Source organism: Hoeflea sp. AS16 (genome assembly GCF_038900095.1).
Taxonomy (GTDB): domain Bacteria; phylum Pseudomonadota; class Alphaproteobacteria; order Rhizobiales; family Rhizobiaceae; genus Hoeflea.
The window spans coordinates 278,844-296,093 of record NZ_JBBMQQ010000003.1; the positions used below are offsets into that span (position 1 = coordinate 278,844).

The 17,250-nt window shown below is 61.1% G+C and carries 17 protein-coding genes; 5 read left to right on the top strand and 12 right to left on the bottom strand.

Features of this window, described 5'->3' with window-relative positions:
* Window positions 1-32 precede the first annotated feature (32 nt).
* Both WNY80_RS09735 and WNY80_RS09740 read left to right on the top strand, forming a co-directional pair.
* Window positions 33-605 (top strand): TRAP transporter small permease subunit, encoded by a 573-nt coding sequence (locus tag WNY80_RS09735; protein WP_342887170.1) that lies wholly within the window; start codon window positions 33-35, stop codon window positions 603-605.
* Window positions 598-1,944, top strand: a complete 1,347-nt coding sequence (locus tag WNY80_RS09740) for a TRAP transporter large permease subunit (protein ID WP_342887171.1) — start codon at window positions 598-600, stop codon at window positions 1,942-1,944. The genes WNY80_RS09735 and WNY80_RS09740 overlap by 8 nt, the downstream gene beginning before the upstream one ends.
* Window positions 1,945-2,001: 57 nt before the next feature.
* Here WNY80_RS09740 and doeB read toward each other — a convergent pair whose 3' ends face one another.
* The 10 genes from doeB to WNY80_RS09790 form a co-directional block, all read right to left on the bottom strand.
* Entirely contained in the window at window positions 2,002-3,006 is a 1,005-nt protein-coding gene (doeB, locus tag WNY80_RS09745) for a N(2)-acetyl-L-2,4-diaminobutanoate deacetylase DoeB (RefSeq protein ID WP_342887172.1), read from the bottom strand.
* 3 nt (window positions 3,007-3,009) lie between these two features.
* Window positions 3,010-4,197 (bottom strand): ectoine hydrolase DoeA, encoded by a 1,188-nt coding sequence (doeA, locus tag WNY80_RS09750; protein ID WP_342887173.1) that lies wholly within the window; start codon window positions 4,195-4,197, stop codon window positions 3,010-3,012.
* Window positions 4,198-4,227: 30 nt separating this feature from the next.
* Complete coding sequence (gene eutC / locus WNY80_RS09755; RefSeq protein ID WP_342887174.1) at window positions 4,228-5,220, bottom strand: ectoine utilization protein EutC; 993 nt, start codon at window positions 5,218-5,220, stop codon at window positions 4,228-4,230.
* A 1-nt stretch (window position 5,221) separates the two neighbouring features.
* A complete protein-coding gene (gene eutB, locus WNY80_RS09760; protein WP_342887482.1) occupies window positions 5,222-6,226 on the bottom strand; it encodes a hydroxyectoine utilization dehydratase EutB in 1,005 nt (334 codons plus the stop codon).
* A 2-nt stretch (window positions 6,227-6,228) separates the two neighbouring features.
* Window positions 6,229-7,026 carry an aspartate/glutamate racemase family protein gene (locus WNY80_RS09765; protein ID WP_342887175.1) on the bottom strand — a complete coding sequence of 266 codons (798 nt, stop codon included), beginning with the start codon at window positions 7,024-7,026 and terminating at the stop codon, window positions 6,229-6,231.
* Between the two features lie 54 nt (window positions 7,027-7,080).
* On the bottom strand, window positions 7,081-7,518 hold the full coding sequence (locus tag WNY80_RS09770; protein WP_342887176.1) for a universal stress protein: 438 nt from the start codon (window positions 7,516-7,518) through the stop codon (window positions 7,081-7,083).
* Window positions 7,519-7,533: 15 nt separating this feature from the next.
* On the bottom strand, window positions 7,534-8,817 hold the full coding sequence (locus tag WNY80_RS09775) for a TRAP transporter large permease (protein ID WP_342887177.1): 1,284 nt from the start codon (window positions 8,815-8,817) through the stop codon (window positions 7,534-7,536).
* A 13-nt stretch (window positions 8,818-8,830) separates the two neighbouring features.
* Window positions 8,831-9,409: a TRAP transporter small permease gene (locus WNY80_RS09780; RefSeq protein WP_342887178.1), complete on the bottom strand. Its 579-nt coding sequence runs from the start codon at window positions 9,407-9,409 to the stop codon at window positions 8,831-8,833.
* An 87-nt stretch (window positions 9,410-9,496) separates the two neighbouring features.
* Window positions 9,497-10,516, bottom strand: coding sequence for a TRAP transporter substrate-binding protein DctP (gene dctP / locus WNY80_RS09785; protein WP_342887179.1), 1,020 nt, complete (start codon window positions 10,514-10,516; stop codon window positions 9,497-9,499).
* 292 nt (window positions 10,517-10,808) lie between these two features.
* Window positions 10,809-12,197 (bottom strand): PLP-dependent aminotransferase family protein, encoded by a 1,389-nt coding sequence (locus WNY80_RS09790; protein ID WP_342887180.1) that lies wholly within the window; start codon window positions 12,195-12,197, stop codon window positions 10,809-10,811.
* A 65-nt stretch (window positions 12,198-12,262) separates the two neighbouring features.
* Between WNY80_RS09790 and WNY80_RS09795 the strand changes: the two genes are divergently transcribed.
* From WNY80_RS09795 to WNY80_RS09805, 3 genes are all read left to right on the top strand, one after another.
* Complete coding sequence (locus tag WNY80_RS09795) at window positions 12,263-12,763, top strand: Lrp/AsnC family transcriptional regulator (protein WP_342887181.1); 501 nt, start codon at window positions 12,263-12,265, stop codon at window positions 12,761-12,763.
* Window positions 12,764-12,878: 115 nt separating this feature from the next.
* Complete coding sequence (locus WNY80_RS09800; RefSeq protein ID WP_342887182.1) at window positions 12,879-14,363, top strand: NAD-dependent succinate-semialdehyde dehydrogenase; 1,485 nt, start codon at window positions 12,879-12,881, stop codon at window positions 14,361-14,363.
* Between the two features lie 25 nt (window positions 14,364-14,388).
* Window positions 14,389-15,759, top strand: a complete 1,371-nt coding sequence (locus tag WNY80_RS09805; RefSeq protein WP_342887183.1) for an aspartate aminotransferase family protein — start codon at window positions 14,389-14,391, stop codon at window positions 15,757-15,759.
* A gap of 120 nt (window positions 15,760-15,879) precedes the next feature.
* Here the strand turns inward: WNY80_RS09805 and WNY80_RS09810 are convergent, their stop codons facing one another.
* Together WNY80_RS09810 and can are read right to left on the bottom strand one after the other, a co-directional pair.
* The gene (locus WNY80_RS09810) at window positions 15,880-16,491 is read right to left on the bottom strand and encodes a DUF2478 domain-containing protein (RefSeq protein WP_342887184.1); all 612 of its coding nucleotides are present in this window, start codon (window positions 16,489-16,491) and stop codon (window positions 15,880-15,882) included.
* Window positions 16,484-17,143, bottom strand: a complete 660-nt coding sequence (gene can, locus WNY80_RS09815; protein WP_342887185.1) for a carbonate dehydratase — start codon at window positions 17,141-17,143, stop codon at window positions 16,484-16,486. Before can ends, WNY80_RS09810 begins: the two co-directional genes overlap by 8 nt.
* Window positions 17,144-17,250: the final 107 nt, after the last annotated feature.

A 17,250-nucleotide genomic window follows, 5' to 3' on the forward strand; every position in this document is an offset into this window, starting at 1 on the left:
CTGGGAAACCCTGAACACTGGGAAGCACGGTGATGAGCAATATCCTCGAACGTCTTCAGGACGTGTGCACGCTGCCGGGCAGGCTGGTTGGCTGGCTGGTTGTGCCGCTGATCGTCAGCGTCTGCCTGACGGTGATCGCGGCACAGTACGGCATCAACGTGCTGGCGGAATGGTCAGAGCCGCTGCCGCTTGTCGGCAAGGCGATCACGGTGAACACCCTGCTTGACCTGCAATGGCATATCTTCTCGCTGATGGTGCTGTTCGGCGGCGTGCTTGCATTCCGTGACAACAGTCATGTTGCCGTCGACGTGTTTTCCTCATCGCTGTCGCCGCGCGTGCAACTGGCGGTGCGGATGTTCGGGGACCTCGTGTTTCTGCTGCCGTTCTGCATTGTCATCGCCTGGTACGGTTACGGTTTTGCCGTCAAGGCCTTCGCCACCGGTGAGGGGTCGACCTATGGCGGCATGCTCGACCGCTGGGTGATCAAGGCGATGATCCCGGTTTCGTTTTCCCTGCTCGGCCTCTGCGCGATTTTCCGCGCGATCGACACCGCAAGGCAACTGATGCGCCCTTCCCTCATGAACAGTGAACAGCCACATGACTGACGCTTACTTGTTGCCAATCCTGATGCTGGTCGGGTTGATGGCCGGCATTTTCACGGGATACTCGGTTGCTTTCGTGCTGGCGGGGATCGGCCTGATTTTCGCCTATTTCGGCGACGTGCCGATGCTGTTTCTTTCGCTTGGCGTGTCGCGCATCTATTCGGGCGTGCTGACCAACTGGCTGCTGATCGCGATCCCGCTGTTCGTCTTCATGGGCCTGATGCTGGAACGCTCCGGCGTCGCGCAGCGTCTGCTGCGCTCGCTGGCGGCACTGTTTCGCGGCATGCCCGGCGGCTATGCCTTCGCGGTCGCGATCATCGGCATCGTCATGGCTGCCTCCACCGGCATCATCGGCGCATCCGTCGTGCTGATGGGCATGATGGCGCTGCCGACCATGCTCAAGAACGGCTACGATCCCAAGATCTCCACCGGCCTTATTGCCGCCAGCGGCACCTTGGGGATCCTCATACCCCCCAGCATCATGCTGATCGTGCTCGGCGACCAGATGCGGGTCTCCGTGGGTGATCTGTTCATGGGTGCGGTTGGGCCGGGCTTGCTGCTGGGAAGCCTGTACCTGGCATACCTCATCTTCGTGGCCGTCTTTCAGCCCTCGCGCATGCCTGCGTCCCGCGAAGAAGCCAATACCGACCCGTTGTGGAAAGTGGTGTTTGACCTGACCCGCGACCTGTTGGCGCCCGTCATCCTGATCGTCTCGGTGCTCGGCACCATCGTCACCGGCGTTGCCACTCCGACCGAATCCGCAGCCATTGGCGCGGCAGGCGCCATGGTTCTGGCAATTCTCTCGCGTCAGCTCAACCTTGCCGGTTTTGCCAGCGCCCTTCTCGACACCACCAAGACCACCGCAATGATCATCTTTGTCATGATCGGCGCGACCATTTTCAGCGTCATCTTCCGCAAACTCGGCGGCGACCAGATGATCATCGACGCCTTCTCCGTACATGGCGAACGGCCTTATGCGGTGCTTCTGACAATCATGCTGCTGGTCTTCGTGCTCGGTTTCTTTCTCGAATGGGTCGAGATCACCCTGGTCGTCGTGCCCATCGTTGCCCCGATTGTCGCCGGACTTGATTTCGGCCTGACACCGGAACAGACGCTGATCTGGTTCGCGGTGGCTCTCTCGGTCAACCTGCAGACCTCGTTCCTGACGCCGCCTTTCGGCTACGCGCTGTTCTATCTCAGAGGCATCGCGCCGGAAGGCGTGACCATCGGGACCATCTATCGCGGCATCATTCCCTTCGTGGTGTTGCAGTTGCTGGGGCTGACGGCCGTTCTTCTGTGGCCCGAGATCACGCTGTGGCTGCCATCATACCTGTCGTCATGAGCCGGGCCGGAAAGACAGCGCTTTCCAGCCCGGTCAGATGCGGCAGGCGGAGTGATTTCAGGACCTGAGTTCACTCACCACAGTTGCCACCACCACCATGCAGTCGCCGGACTTGATCAGTCCGGGAAAATGCCGCGACACCATGATGCCGGAACGTCTGGCCCGATAGGCGACCGCCGGCCGGCCGGTCCGGTCCGTCGGCCAGACACGGGCGACGATCTCGCCCTCCTCGACGCGGTCGCCCAGATCCTTCATTGCCTCGAACAGGCCATCGTCTTCACAAAAGACAAAGCAGTCATCATCGGGCATGTCGAGCATCACCGAGGCGGCAATCTCGAGTTCGCCCTTCATGATCCCCGCATGCTTGAGCACGTTGCGGACACCCTTCTTGGCAATGCCGTTGGAATAGGCCGTCGAGGTGCCGCCGCCGCCGAGCTCGGTGGTGACAAAGGTCTTGCCCTGATCCTCGACGCTGGTGTCATACATGCCGACATTGTCGATCTCGAGCATGATCATCGAGTAGGGCGCGTTGAACGCGTCGACCGCGGCCACACAGGCGGCCTGCTGCTGCTTGTTTTCCAGCACATGGGCGGATGCGAAGGGAATGAAATCCAGCGTCTTGCCGCCTGAATGGAAGTCGAGAACGATGCTCGCCTCCGGCAGCAGAACCGTCTGGACATAGTCCGCAATCTTCTCCGTGACCGTGCCACTTGGCGAACCGGGAAATGACCGGTTCATGTTGCCCCGGTCAATCGGGGACGTGCGGGTTCCCGCCCGGAATGCCGGATAGTTCATGGCCGGTACGATGATCACCCGGCCCTCGATATCCCCGGCCTTCAAGCTGACGGCGAGGTCCATCAACGCGACAGGGCCTTCGTATTCATCCCCATGATTGGCGCCGGTCAGCAGTGCTGTCGGACCGGTGCCGTTCTTGATCACGGTGATCGGGATCATCACCGAGCCCCAGGCGGAATCGTCGCGGCTGTAAGGCAGACGCAGAAAGCCGTGATGCTCTCCGTCTTCGTTGAGCGGAATGGTGGGCGTGATTGGATTGGCGGGCATGTTTCAATCCTTCACGTAAAGCCGGCGTGGAACATCGGCCAGGCATTCCGGCCCGTTCGCCCCGATGACGATGCTCTCGGTAATCTCGAAGCCCCAGTCATCCATCCACAGCCCGGTCATGAAGTGAAATGTCATGTTCTCTTCAAGCACGGTCTTGTCGCCCGGACGCAGTGACATCGTACGCTCGCCCCAATCCGGCGGATAGGACAGCCCGATCGGATAGCCGGTGCGGTTGTCCTTGGTGATTCCGTATTTGTTCAGGACCGCGAAGAAGGCGATGGCGATGTCCTCGCACAGATTGCCTGCCCTGGCGGCCTCGAGTCCGGCCTCCATGCCTTCAAGCACGGCCTTCTCGGCATCGATGAAGGTCTGGGTCGGCTTGCCCAGGAACACCGTGCGCGACAGCGGGCAATGGTAACGCTTGTAAACGCCGGCGATCTCGAAGAACGTGCCCTCGCCGGTTTTCATCGGCTTGTCGTCCCAGGTCAGGTGCGGCGCGGAAGCATCCGCGCCCGAGGGCAGCAACGGCACGATTGCCGGATAGTCGCCGCCAAAACCGAGCCCGTCATCATAGCGCAGGCCGGCTTCGTAGATGTCTGCCACCAGATCGCACTTGCGGTAGCCGGGTTCGCATTTGTCGAAAATCGTCTGGTGCATCCGCTCGACCAGCCGCGCCGCCTTGCGCATGTAGTCAAGTTCCTGGCTGGACTTGACCGCGCGCTGCCAGTTGACCAGCGCGGTGGTATCGGAGAACCGGGCATTGGGCAGGTGCCTCTGCAGCGAGGCAAAGGCTGCTGCCGAGAACCAGTAATTGTCCATCTCCACGCCGATGCGCTTGTTGCCCCAGCCCCGCTCGCTGATCTTGGCCGACAGGTAGTCCATCGGGTGCCGCTCGGTCGACTGAACATAATTGTCCGGATAGCCGATGATCGTGCTGTCGGAGAGCCAGGAGGTGCGCCGCGCGCCGTTTGCGTCCTGACCGCGCCCGAACCAGACCGGATCTCCGTCGGGACCAACCACCACGCACTGATGAACATAGAACGACCAGCCGTCATAACCGGTCAGCCAGGCCATGTTGGACGGGTCGGAAACAATGATGACATCGACACCTGCAGCAGCCATGGCAGTCCGCGTCTTGGCAACGCGCTGCGAATATTCGTCCCGGCTGAAATTGAGAACTGGCGCGGACATTCGGGGGGATTTTCCTTTCTGGGTGAGATTTCAGTTTGAGAAGTCTGTGCCGGCACCGGCGGCGAGCGCGCGCATGCTGGCAAAGGTGGCGATTGCGGTGTCCTGGATTCCGGTCCCGGTCAGGTCGGCAATGGTGATGGCGGTATCGGACAAACGGCCAAGGGCATGGCCGGCAACGATCATGGCGAGTTCGGCGAATTCGGCATCGGGCGCCACGATTCCCGCCGCGATGGCGGACCGCAGTTCGCCCAGGCTGCGGGTCTGGCTGAGACGGTCGGCGACATAGAGGTCGGCCTTGCCGAAACAGGCCGGATCAAGTTCGTTCTTGTGGTCCTGATCCGATCCCATGGCCGTGACATGCTGGCCCGGTTTGAGCCACCCGGCCTGCAGGATGGGTTGCGAGGCAGGCGTGGTCGTCACGATCACATCGGCCTTTGCGACCGCCCCGGCCAGATCGGTTGCAGCCGTGACCTCGATGCCGAGTTCCTGCGTCATTTCAGACGCGGCTGCCCTGGCCTTTTCAGGATCCCGCGCCCAGATCGTGGCGGACGTGATGGGGCGAATCAAACAGAGCGCCTTGAGCTGCAGCTTGCCCTGACAGCCCGCTCCCAGAATACAGGCGGTGGAGGCATCAGCGCGCGACAGATGACGGGCCGCGACCGCTCCCGCCGCAGCGGTGCGGACGTCGGTCAGATAGCCATTGTCGAGCAGCAGCGCCTCGAGCATTCCGGTTTTGGCCGAGAACAGCACCATCAGGCCGGATGTGCTCGGCAGGCCGATTTTCGGATTGTCGAAAAAGCCGGGCGAAATCTTGATGGCGAAGCTGTCAATGCCCGGCACGAACGCGGTCTTGACGTCGACCTCGCCATTGAACGGCGCGATCGCCATGGAGAGGATCGGCGGCATCACCACGTTACCGGTCGCAAGCGCGGCAAAAGCCTGCTCGACACAATCGACAGCATCAAGATCGAGCTTCACCAGGCTGCGCAAATCCGCCTCGGTCAGGATCTTGATGTCGGTCATGTCACGCTGCCTCTTGGGTAACATCAACATCCTCGCCGGAGATGATGCGATGGTGCTGGTTCATGTCGATATTGCCGCCGCTGAGGATAGCGACGACCGGGCCAGGGCTTTCGATCTTGCGGGCAAGCAGGGCGGCAATGCCGACGGAGCCGGATCCCTCGATGATCTGCCGTTCCTGCCAATAGGCGTGGCGGATGGCGGCGGCGATTTCGGCTTCGGTGACCAGGATGACGTCGTCGACCAGATCGCGTGTCATGGCGAATGTCAGCCGGTTGTCGAGACCGATGCCGCCACCCAGCGAATCGGCCAATGTCGGCAATTCCTCGACGAGAACCGGCTTGCCGGCCTTGAGGCAGGCATGCATCGCCGCGCCACGCTCCATAGAAATCCCGACGACCCGGACATCCGGACGGGAGGCCTTCAGCGCCGCCGCGACGCCCGATATCAGCCCTCCACCGGACAAGGGCACAAGAACGGTGGCTGCATCTGGCACCTGTTCGAGCACTTCGAGAGCAACCGTTCCCTGTCCTGCAATGATTTTTCGATGATCGAAGGGCGGGATCATGGTCATGCCGTCTTCGGCAACCAGGCGGTCAACCTCCAGCTGCGCTTCGTCCTGCGAACTGCCTATGATCCGGACATCGGCGCCCTGCGCCTTGATGCCGTCGATCTTCGCCTGCGGAACGAGCCGTGACATGCAGATGATGCATTTCACCCCGGCAGCCTTTGCAGCAAAGGCAAGGCCGCGCCCGTGGTTGCCGGTCGACACGCCGACGACACCGCGGCGTTTTTCCCCCTCGGTCAGTGAGGCCACCGCGTTTGTCGCGCCGCGCAGCTTGAAACTGCCGGTCAGTTGCGTGTGCTCCAGTTTCAAATGCACCGGAACACCGGCGAGAGTGGAGAGCGAGGGCGAGAGATTGACCGGCGTCATCCGCACCGTGCCTGAAATCGCGTCGCGCGCGCGCTCGATTTCACCGAGATCAACAAAGGACTGGGGCTGGGTCATGGTCATGCCGCCTCGCCAAAAGCGTTCTCGGGCAAGGCACATTCGAACAGCCTGCCGAATGCGGCCGGGCGGTGACCGGCAAACCCGCCAAGCCGCGCCATCGCCCAGGCGCTTGCCTGGTTGGAGGTGACGACCGGCTTGCCGGTGCGCCGCTCGAGCTCGGCGATGACATTGATTGCAGGCAGGCCGGTGCAGGACAGAAACAGCGCTTCCGCATCTGGGGTATCAACCGCCATCGCGGCATTGATGATGGTCTGGTCGCTGACCCGCGCCATGTCGCGATCGTCTTCAAGGCCGAGGCATTGAACGCCCGAGAGCTCCATGCCGTGCTTGAGGAAATAGGCCGCCATCGGCTCGGTGGTCTCGACCACGTAGGGAGTGAGGATTGCAATGCGCCGGACCGCGAGTGCCGCGAAGGCCATCCGCGCAGCCCCTGAAGGCGTCACCACCGGCACATCTCCCGCACCGGCTTGAATCGAGGCCCTGACCGCGTCGTCACCGATGGCGACAGAGGCGGCGGTGCAGCTGTAGCAGATCGCCCGAAGCGGCTGCAGCGGCTTGAGCAGACCCGCGGCCTCGGTCAGCCGGGGCGCCATCTTGCGCAGGTTTTCGGGCGTCGTCGGGTTCTCGTAGGCTACCCGTGTGACGTGGATGGAAACACCGGTTTGCGGCAGCTGCCGGTACAGGTCCCGCTCGCTCGTCAGATCAGTGGCGAGCGCAATAAGGCCGAGCCTGACCGTTGCGCCGGCGTCGTTGAAGCGGACGGTCTCGTGCGAACGGGACACATTGATGGCATTCATGCGTCGACTCCCTGCCCCTTGGTGGGGCCATTTCCTGCCCTGATTGAACTGCTGCTAGACCACCATCACCGGGATCGAGGCCAGACTGGTGACCTTGTGGGAAACGCTTCCCAGCAGGAATCCCTGCATGTCGCCCTGACCGCGGCTGCCAACGATGATCAGATCGGACTTGTGGTCTTCGGCGAACTTGACGATGGTGCGCGCCGGCTGGCCGGCTTTGACGAAGGCCCGGACCTTGCCTGCACCGCACTCGGCGGCAATCGCCTTGGCGTCCTCGGCGACCTCCTTGGCATAGGCACGCATTGAATCGTCGAGGCTTTCCGGGTCATCCGGCCGCACCATCGACATCGATGCCTCGAGCAGCGAATGGTGTCGGAACACGGTCAGAATCAGCAGTTCACTGTCGCAGGTCTGTTGCAGCTTTGCTGCCACTCGCAAGGCCTTCTTGGAGCCTTCGGAGCCATCGACCGCAACCAGGATTCGTTCAAACATCGGACTACCACCCCATCAACGGAATGCGAGGTCGCGCAGGAACAACGCGATCTGCGGGAAATAAATGAGCGCGACAGAGACACACAGCAGGATCAGGGTGAACGGGAATATCCCGCGGATCACCTCGATATAGGGTCTCTTGAAGATCGCAATTGCCGTGAAGATGTCGCATCCGAATGGCGGTGTTGCCGACCCTATCGCCACCTGAAGCGTGATGATGGTGCCGACCAGTACCGGGTCTAGACCGACCGACTTGACCACCGGGGCGAAGATCGGAACCAGGATCAGGATGACGACGATCGGATCGACAAACATGCAGCCGATGAAGAATGCGATCGAGATCACCGCCAGCACCCCCTTGGGGCCCATGTCGGCGACACCGACGGCTGCAAGGATGGCCTGCGGTACCTGTGCAAAGGAGATCACCCAGGAAAACGCCGCACCAGCGCCGACCAGAATGAAGACAACGGCCGTGATCAGGCCCGTCGACTTGGCGATCCGGTAGATGTCGGGCAGGTTCAACGACCTGAAAACGACAAATTCCAGGATGATGGCATAAAGCACACAGGCCGCGGCGGCTTCGGTGGGACTGAAAATGCCGCCGTAAATGCCGCCGACGATGATGACCGGGAAGCCCAGCGGCCAGATCGCGCGCTTGACCGATTCGCCGCGTTCGGCCCAGCTGGCCTTCGGCTCGGTCGGCACATTGTTGATGGTGGCATAGATCATGCTGTAGGCGGAAAACAGCACCAGCAACAGCAGGCCGGGACCGATTCCGGCGATGAACAATTCGGAAATCGAGGTGCTGGAAATCACGCCGTAGATGATCATGCCGATCGAGGGCGGGATGAGGAACGCGATATCGGATGCGTTGATGATCAGCGCCAGCACGAAGGAATCCTTGTAGCCGGCCTTGAGCATGCGCGGCCTGAGCGGCGAGCCGACGGCGACAACCGTCGCCTGGGTCGAGCCGGAGACGGCGCCAAACAGGGTGCAGGCGGCGGCGGTGCTGACTGCAAGTCCGCCCTTGATGTGACCGACGAACTTCATCACCATGTCGATCAGCCGGTTGGCCGACTGGCCGCGGGTCATGATGTCGGCGGCGAGAATGAACATCGGCACGGCGATCAGCGATGCCGGCCGGATGCCGGCGATCATCTGCTGGACCATGAAGTCCATCTTGCCCAGATCGCCGAACATGAAGACGAAGCCGGTAAACGTGGCGACAAGCAGCGGAATCATCATCGGGAAGCCGAGAAGCAGCAAAACGATCATGATCAGGAATATGGTCAGGGCCATGTCTCGTCTTCCCTCAAATCTCGAGTTCGTCTTCGTCATACCCTTCGAGCACACGTGTCGAGAGGTAGATGTCCTTGGAGACGATGTTCTTGATGGCGGTCAGTGCGTATTGCAGACCGGTCATGAAGAAGCCGACCGGCACCCAAAGGAAGATCCAGTAGACCGGCAACTGCAGTGACGGCAGCACGCGGCCCGAAGTGGCAACCTTGGCGATATAGCCCAGGGAAAAATAGCAAAGCGCAAACATCGTCACCGCGGTGACAGTCGCAATCAGCACCATGAAGCCCTTGCGCACCGGAGGCGGCAATGCGTCATAGATCGCCGACATGCGGATGTGCCGGCCCTGGCGGGCGGCATAGCTGATGCCCGCAAAGGTGATCAGGATAATGAGGATCCGGTTGAGTTCCTCGGAGAAGAACAGGCTGTGCTGAAACACGAACCGGCCCACCACATTGGCAATCGTATTGAAAGCCATCAGCAGCACGCCCGCAGCGAGCAGCACGGATTCGATCCGGCTGATGGTTGAATCAATCACGCCCAGCACGCCGGGCAACGACGACTCATGCGGGTTAACTTCCTTCAAATCGTCCAAGGCCGCCTCCGGGCTGGTCGGTTGACTGACCCGGAGACCACGAGAATGTGGCCTCCGGAGTGCTCAAACCTGTGATCCGCCGAGGGATCAGCCTTTGGTGGCTTCCAGATCGGCCTTCAGCTGATCGAGGATCGCCTTGCCGCTGTCACCGGTCATCTCGATAAACTTGGCCTCAACCTCGCCGGAAGCAGCCTTGAAGCAGGCGCGCTCCTCTTCCGAAAGCACCGTGATGGTCATTTCCGGCTTGGCTTCCTTGATCTTCTTCAGCTCGCTTTCAGCCAGACCCTTCTGGTATTCGACGATGTAGTCATAGGCCGAGGCCGCAGCGTCCTCGATAACCTTCTTGTCGGCATCGCCAAGACCATCAAAGAAGTCCTTGTTGGCCATCACGGCAGTCGTGAAGTTGTTGTGGCCGGTGTAGGTGATGTAATCGGTCACCTCGTAGATGCCTGTCGAGTACAGGTAGAAGGTCGGGTTTTCCTGGCCCTGGATGATGTTGGTCTGCAGGCCGCCATAGACCTCGCCCCACGGAAGCGGTGTCGGGGTGGCGCCAAACGCCTTGTAGGATTCAACCAGAAGCGGGTTGGTCATGACGCGGAACTTGACCTCGTTGAGGTCGGCGCAGCTCCTGACAGGTTCCTTTGTGGTCATTGCCACTTCGCCTTCAGGGAACATCACCAGAAGCTCGAGGCCCTGATTTGCATACAGGCCCTGGAAGTCTTCGTTGATGGCCTTGCTCTCCTTGTAGAACCGGGCCAGGTGCGCCTGGTCGGTCGGCAGCAGGTAGGGCACGAAGAAGACTTGCGCTTCCGGGATCAGCGCGCCGGTGAAGCCGGGAGACTGGTCGACGAACTGGAGAATGCCGGCCTGCGCCTGCTCCATGATATCGGCGGATTCGCCCAGCGTTCCGTAAGGAAACAGCTGGATCGTATGATCGGAATTGGCCTCGACGGCCTCCTTGAATTTCGTTGCATAGACCCCCTGAACTTCGGTCAGGGATTCTTCGAATGCGTACTTCCAGTCGGCAGCCTGTGCGGAAATCGTTGCGCCGGCCATCAGGGCTACAGCGGCCACGCCACCCAGGAAATTACGGATTGCAGGTTTCATATTCAGTTCCTCTCTTATTGGTTTTCTGTTCACTTCAATCTCCGGCAACACAGCCGGTAAAATTCGTGCGGGACGGCTGGAAAACCGAGGCTTCCGATGCCGCAAATACCCGACCCTCTTTGGATGAGTGAGTGGAATGGTGTGAAACCGGTTCCCCCACTTCGTTATTGTTATGATTTCTGGAAGCTTAAACAGGGACAATAAAGAGTCAACGTCATTATTAAATCATGACAATAAACAGAGAAAATCACGCCCCCTCTTCGGCGCAAACGCGGAGCCGGGAAATCAGGATTCAGAGCGTCAGCAACGCCGGCTCGGGATTGCTGCGGGCAAGCCGCGAAATCACTGTCAGCCCGCGCTCGAGGGTCTGATCGGTCTCTGCCCCCAGGCAGATGCGAATGCCGCGCCTGGCAACGGTTTCGGACATGGCAAAGGCTGATCCCGGCGCTACCGCGACCCCGTTCAGCCGCGCATGGGCCACGAACCCGTCCTCGGTCCATGAACCGGGCGTGGGAAGCCAGACATGCATGCCGTTGGCGCTGGCATTGAACGGAATGTCGGCGAGAACTTCAGCGGCCAGCTGATTGCGTTTGCCCAGCGCATTCATCTGCCATTGCAGCAAACGCTCCGCGGTCCCGTCATCAATCCAGCGGCTGCCGATTTCCGCCATCAGCGGCGTGGCCATCCAGTTGGTCACAAGATGCCGGTTGGCGGCTGCCGATTCAAAAGCTTCCGGCATGGTCAGGAAACCGAACCGCAGACCCGGCATGATGCACTTGGTCAGGCTGGTGAAATAGAAAGTCCGCTCCGGTGCGATGGCCGCGATCGGATCCGGCCTGTCGGGCTGCAACGGCCCCCAGGCGTCATTCTCTATGATGAGAACATCGTAACGGCGCGCAATCTCGACCAGTTCCCGGCGTCTTTCGAGCGACATCGTCGCCGCCTGCGGGTTGAGGCCGGTCGGCAGCAGGTAGATGGCCTTGACCTGCGATTTTTCGCAAGCCGCGGCGAAAGCGCCGGGAACCACGCCCTCCCGGTCAATTTCCAGCCCCTGGATCCGCAATCCGAGATAGCGCGAAAGCGCCTTGAGCGTGTGATGGCCCAGTTCCTCGGTGACGACAAGATCGCCGGAACTGGCCACCGTCATCAGCGCGATCGTCATCGCCGATGTGTTGCCATTGGTGATCAGCAGCCCTTGCGACGACGGGTTCACCCCGCACAGGGTCAGCCATTTTCCGGCAGCCGCATTGTATTTGCGCAGCGCCGTGGACGGCCGGAAAGCCGACACCGCCGACGTCGGCAGATCGGTTCCGAGACGGGTCAGCGCGCGCTGCATCTCATCCAGGTGCAAGGGCTCGAAGACCGGCATCAGAATGGAAAAATCGATGAACTCCCCGTTGTGGCTGTCGGGGACAAACGGGGGCTTGGTGTCGCTGCGACCGGCGCGGACAAAGGTGCCGCGCCCGACCTCGCCGGCAATGAAACCGCGGCGTATGAGTTCATCATAGGCGCGGCTGACCGTCTGCACGCTGAGGCCGAGATCATAGGCAAGCGTGCGGTGCGTCGGCAAGCGGTCACCGCTGCGCAATTCACCTGCATCCACGGCGCGCACCAGCACATCTGCAAGTGACTTGTAGGCGGGACGGCGAAGGTCTTGCGGTTTTGGTGGCCAGATTGTCATGATATACTGATGGCCCCAATCATAGAAATTGACAACCCCCCAATGCTCAATCAAAAGTCACGGACATGGCCCCAATCAAACTCGATGACCGTGACATAAAGATCCTCGCCACCCTGTCGCGGGAAGGCCGGATTTCCAAATCCGAGCTGGCCAAACGGGTCAATCTCAGCCCAACGCCGTGCTGGGAACGCCTGAGCCGACTGGAAAAGGCCGGCATCATCTCCGGCTATCACGCCGATATCGAGCTCAAGCATGTCGGCCCGCAGGTTTCCGTGTTCGTCATGGCCGAACTGGACAATCATCGCTCGGCGACATTCCAGGCTTTCGAGCAGGCCATCGCCGGCTATGACGAGATCATGTCGTGCTGGGCGCTGGGCGGCGGCTTCGATTACCTGCTGCACGTCATCACCCGCGACATCGACAGTTACCAGCGGCTGATCGACGACCTGCTGGCCCGCCGCGCGGGGCTGGCGCGCTACTTCACCTATATCGTCACCAAGCCGGTCAAGCACTCGACCGTGCCGCCCTTCGACATCCTGACGGCGCCGGGACTGAAGACGAAATAGACCGCCGGGCGCGAAAAAACGGATGAACCGTCTGGCAAGGCCGGGCGCATCAGAGATTTTCTCTGCCGATGGCTGGTTACGCTCTGGGCAGCCCAACCAACCCGAGAGCACCACAGTGTCCATTGTTCAGTCCCAATTCAGAACGACGCAGTTCGAGCTTTCCGACCCGGCCCTGTTTCGGGGTTTCTCCTATATCGGCGGACGCTGGACGGCGGGAACATCGTCCCAGATGTTTGCCGTCACCAATCCCGCCGACGGCAGTCACCTGGGTGATGTCGCAAGCCTGTCGGCAAGCGACAGCGCCCTGGCGGTCGACGCTGCCCAGCAAGCCTTTGGAACATGGTCGCACTTGTTGCCGCAACAGCGCTCGGCCATTCTGCGGCGCTGGTACGAGTTGATCCTCGAGCACAAGGAGGATCTCTCGCTTCTCATGGCGCTGGAACAGGGCAAGCCGATTTCCGAGGCGCGCGGCGAAATCGACTACGGCGCATCCTTCGTCGAGTTCTTTGCCGAAGAAGCCAAGCGCCCCAACATCGAAAGCGTGACGTCGCATCTGCCCGATGCGGAAGTCGAGATCTGGCGCGAGCCGGTGGGCGTCGCGGCCCTGATCACACCGTGGAACTTTCCCTCGGCAATGCTCACCCGCAAGGCAAGCGCGGCGCTGGCCGCCGGTTGCACCGTCGTGGCGCATCCGTCCGCGGAAACACCCTTTTCGGCATTGGCGCTGGCTGAACTGTCCGAACGTGCAGGTTTTCCTGCGGGTACCTTCAACGTTGTCACAGGCCAAGCTCCCGTGGTTGTCGAACCCTGGATGCAGGACAGGCGCGTCCGGGCCGTTTCCTTCACCGGCTCGACGGAAATCGGCAAGCTGCTCTACAGGCAGAGCGCGGATACGGTGAAACGGCTGGTTCTGGAACTCGGCGGCCATGCCCCGTTCATCCTGTTTGCTGACGCCAATCTCGATCTGGCCGTCGAGGAAGCCATCAAGGCAAAGTTCGCCACATCCGGCCAGGATTGCCTTGGCGCCAACCGCTTTTTCGTCGAGCGCCCGGTCTATGACGCATTCTGCACCCGCTTCGCCGAGGCTGCATCACGGCTGTCGGTCGGCATTGCCACGGATGATCCCGATATCGGGCCGCTGATGAATGAAAGCGCGGTGGCCAAGCAGGAACAGCACGTGGCGGACGCCATTTCCAAGGGCGCGCGCCTGCTCACCGGCGGCAAGCGCCACGATGCCGGTGAGCTGTTCTTCCAGCCAACCGTGCTTGCGGATGTGCCGGCTGATGCGCTGATCATGCACGAGGAAACCTTCGGGCCGGTCGCGGCGATCGCACCCTTCGACAGCGAGGAAGAGGTTCTGAAGACCGCCAATGACACCGAATATGGTCTCGTGGCCTACCTGCACACACAGGATCCACGCCGGATCTACCGGGCAAGCCGGACGCTGCAATTCGGCATGGTTGCGGTCAACCGGACCAAGGTGACCGGTGCACCGATCCCCTTCGGCGGCATGAAACAATCCGGACTTGGACGCGAGGGCTCACGCCTTGGCATGGAAGCATTCACCGACGTCAAATATGTCTGCCGCGACTGGGCATGACACTGTTTCAGAAAAGGAAATGAAAATGTTGCGCAACGACCAGCTTGATCAATGGGATCACGATCACTTTTTCCATCCCTCGACCCATCTCGCCCAGTTCGCCCGCGGCGAGCTGAAGAACCGCATCGTCACCGGTGGCGAAGGCGTCCACATCACCGACCGTGAGGGCAATCGCCTGCTCGATGCCTTTGCCGGCCTGTACTGCGTCAACATCGGCTATGGCCGCCAGGAAGTTGCCGAAGCCATTGCCGCCCAGGCCAGGGAACTGGCCTATTACCATTCCTATGTCGGACACGGCACCGAGGCATCGGTAACACTGGCCAAGATGGTCATCGACCGTGCGCCCGAGAACATGAGCCGGGTCTATTTCGGCCAATCGGGTTCGGACGCCAACGAGACCAATGTCAAGCTGATCTGGTACTACAACAACATTCTCGGCCGCCCCGAAAAGAAGAAGATCATCTCGCGCTGGCGCGGCTATCACGGCTCCGGCCTGATGACCGGTTCGCTGACCGGGCTCGAGCTGTTTCACAAGAAATTCGACCTGCCGCTGAGCCAGGTTATGCACACCGAAGCGCCCTATTATTTCCGCCGCTCGGACCTCTCGATGTCGGAAGCCGATTTCGTCGCCCATTGCGTCCATGAACTCGAAGCCATGATCGAACGCGAAGGCGCCGACACCATTGCCGCCTTCATCGGCGAGCCGGTTCTGGGCACCGGAGGCATCGTGCCGCCACCGGCGGGCTACTGGGCCGCGATCCAGGCGGTTCTGAAGAAGCATGACATCCTGCTTGTCGCCGATGAGGTCGTAACCGGCTTCGGACGTCTTGGCACCATGATGGGCTCGACCCATTACGGCATCGAGCCGGATATCATCACCATCGCCAAGGGCCTGACTTCGGCCTATGCGCCGCTGTCGGGATCCATCATCTCGAAGAAGGTCTGGAAAGTGCTGGAACAGGGCACCGACGAGAATGGCGCGATCGGCCATGGCTGGACCTATTCGGCACACCCGATCGGTGCGGCCGCCGGTGTCGCCAATCTCAAGCTGATCGACAAGCTCGGCCTGGTCGAAAACGCCGGCGCAACCGGCGCCTATCTGAACACCGCGATGCGCGACGCGCTTGGCGCGCACCGCCATGTCGGCGACATCCGCGGTGAAGGCATGCTGTGCGCCATCGAGTTTGTCGACGACAAGGACAACAGGACCTTCTTCGATCCTGCCAAGAAGGTCGGGCCATCGATCGCGGCGGCTCTTCTGGAACGCGGCGTCATTGGCCGGGCCATGCCGCAGGGCGACATCCTCGGCTTCGCGCCGCCGCTGTGCCTGACCCGGGAAGAGGCCGACACGGTCGTGTCGGCCACGGCTGACGCCGTCCGGCAAGTGCTCGGATAAGAAGCCGGCACAATAGAGGCATCGTGGAAGCGCATCTGATCCTGACGGGTGTTCAGACCGCTACACGATGCATCTGGCAGGACGGGATCCGGGGCTGCGCGGCAGACGGCCGGAGTTTGCCTAACTGGAGCCGAGAACTCTCCGGCTCCAGTCAAGCACCGTTTCCCGCGAAGGCGGCAGCGAGACGGCAAAATCGCCAGCAAAGGCTTCCCAGGCGGGCACATAGGCTTGCTTGACCGAGGTCAACACCGGGATTCCGAGCATGAAGGCTTTCTCCAGAACGGTGCGGAAGCCCTGCCCTTCGGATTCGCCTTTGCCGAAACGATTGAGCACCAGAAGATCCGGTTTGCTTTCAATTGCCTCGAGAAGCGGGCCGGCAATATCGGCGATGGCACGTGGATCGAGCCGGCAGCCGCGAGAGTTCTTGCCCAGCGGTTGCGATATGCAAAACCGCTGGCCACCGCAAATTTCCTCCAGCAGCATTTCGGCATGACCGGAGAGGTCCTGGCAGCCCTGGCGCTGAATGAAGCCGGCTACCGTGCTGCCCTCATCCTGCAGGGTGCGCACAACCCTCTCCAGCAAACAGTCAGTGGGCGTATCGTCGGCGATGCGGACCGCGGCAAGCCGCGGGACGTCAGTGCACGCCGATATGCTGCCCGGTTCGCCCGGCATCAGGCCCTGCGTCTGTGACGGGCCATTGCGATCACCCGGTTTTACGTGAGCGTCAGTCATCCTGCCCCTCGCGCCCTGCCGGTGCGGCTGCGGTAATTTCCTCGCAGCCGGGAGCACCGTGGCTCTTGCCGCAGCCGCAGTCGAGATCGCGCAGCAGCCCATCTTTCAAACCGTAGACCCAGCCATGAATCGCCAGGGATTTGCCGCGTTTCCAGGCCGAACGCAGGATCGGCGTTCGCGAAAGGCTCTCGACCTGTGCCTTGATCGACAATTCACACAGGAGGTTTTGCTGCTTTTCCGGATCAGCGATGCCGGCAAGTTCACCGGCATGCCGGTCCGCCACGTCGCGCACCGGCTGCAGCCAGTGATCTATGATTCCGTGGCGATCACCATCGACTGCTGCCCGGATGCCGCCGCAGCCGTAATGACCGCAGACAATGATGTGCTTGACCTCAAGCGTTTCGACCGCAAATTCAAGAACCGACAACAGGTTGAGATCGCCGCGATGGACCAGGTTGGCCACATTGCGATGGACGAAGACCTCACCCGGCTCAAGGCCTGTAATGACATTTGCCGGGACCCGGCTGTCCGAGCAGCCGATCCAGAGATATTCCGGACTCTGTAGGGCGGAAAGCCGTTTGAAATAGTCCGGGTCCTCGCGGCGCTTCCCGTCTGCCCAGCGAACATTGTGATCAAACAGGTCAGACAGCATTTGGTTCTCCTAAGGACAGGCACGCCTGTTCGATATCGGCATCGGACTCCGCCCGCTCTGGCACCAACTAACGGCAGATCCGGATCCAGACCATTGATCTGGGTCAA

Bases quoted from the DNA above. Each gene is read 5' to 3' on its own strand.
- WNY80_RS09735 (WP_342887170.1), top strand. From the start codon at position 33: ATGAGCAATATCCTCGAACGTCTTCAGGACGTGTGCACGCTGCCGGGC.
- WNY80_RS09740 (WP_342887171.1), top strand. From the start codon at position 598: ATGACTGACGCTTACTTGTTGCCAATCCTGATGCTGGTCGGGTTGATG.
- doeB (WP_342887172.1), bottom strand. From the start codon at position 3,006: ATGCCCGCCAATCCAATCACGCCCACCATTCCGCTCAACGAAGACGGA.
- doeA (WP_342887173.1), bottom strand. From the start codon at position 4,197: ATGTCCGCGCCAGTTCTCAATTTCAGCCGGGACGAATATTCGCAGCGC.
- eutC (WP_342887174.1), bottom strand. From the start codon at position 5,220: ATGACCGACATCAAGATCCTGACCGAGGCGGATTTGCGCAGCCTGGTG.
- eutB (WP_342887482.1), bottom strand. From the start codon at position 6,226: ATGACCCAGCCCCAGTCCTTTGTTGATCTCGGTGAAATCGAGCGCGCG.
- WNY80_RS09765 (WP_342887175.1), bottom strand. From the start codon at position 7,026: ATGAATGCCATCAATGTGTCCCGTTCGCACGAGACCGTCCGCTTCAAC.
- WNY80_RS09770 (WP_342887176.1), bottom strand. From the start codon at position 7,518: ATGTTTGAACGAATCCTGGTTGCGGTCGATGGCTCCGAAGGCTCCAAG.
- WNY80_RS09775 (WP_342887177.1), bottom strand. From the start codon at position 8,817: ATGGCCCTGACCATATTCCTGATCATGATCGTTTTGCTGCTTCTCGGC.
- dctP (WP_342887179.1), bottom strand. From the start codon at position 10,516: ATGAAACCTGCAATCCGTAATTTCCTGGGTGGCGTGGCCGCTGTAGCC.
- WNY80_RS09790 (WP_342887180.1), bottom strand. From the start codon at position 12,197: ATGACAATCTGGCCACCAAAACCGCAAGACCTTCGCCGTCCCGCCTAC.
- WNY80_RS09795 (WP_342887181.1), top strand. From the start codon at position 12,263: ATGGCCCCAATCAAACTCGATGACCGTGACATAAAGATCCTCGCCACC.
- WNY80_RS09805 (WP_342887183.1), top strand. From the start codon at position 14,389: ATGTTGCGCAACGACCAGCTTGATCAATGGGATCACGATCACTTTTTC.
- WNY80_RS09810 (WP_342887184.1), bottom strand. From the start codon at position 16,491: ATGACTGACGCTCACGTAAAACCGGGTGATCGCAATGGCCCGTCACAG.
- can (WP_342887185.1), bottom strand. From the start codon at position 17,143: ATGCTGTCTGACCTGTTTGATCACAATGTTCGCTGGGCAGACGGGAAG.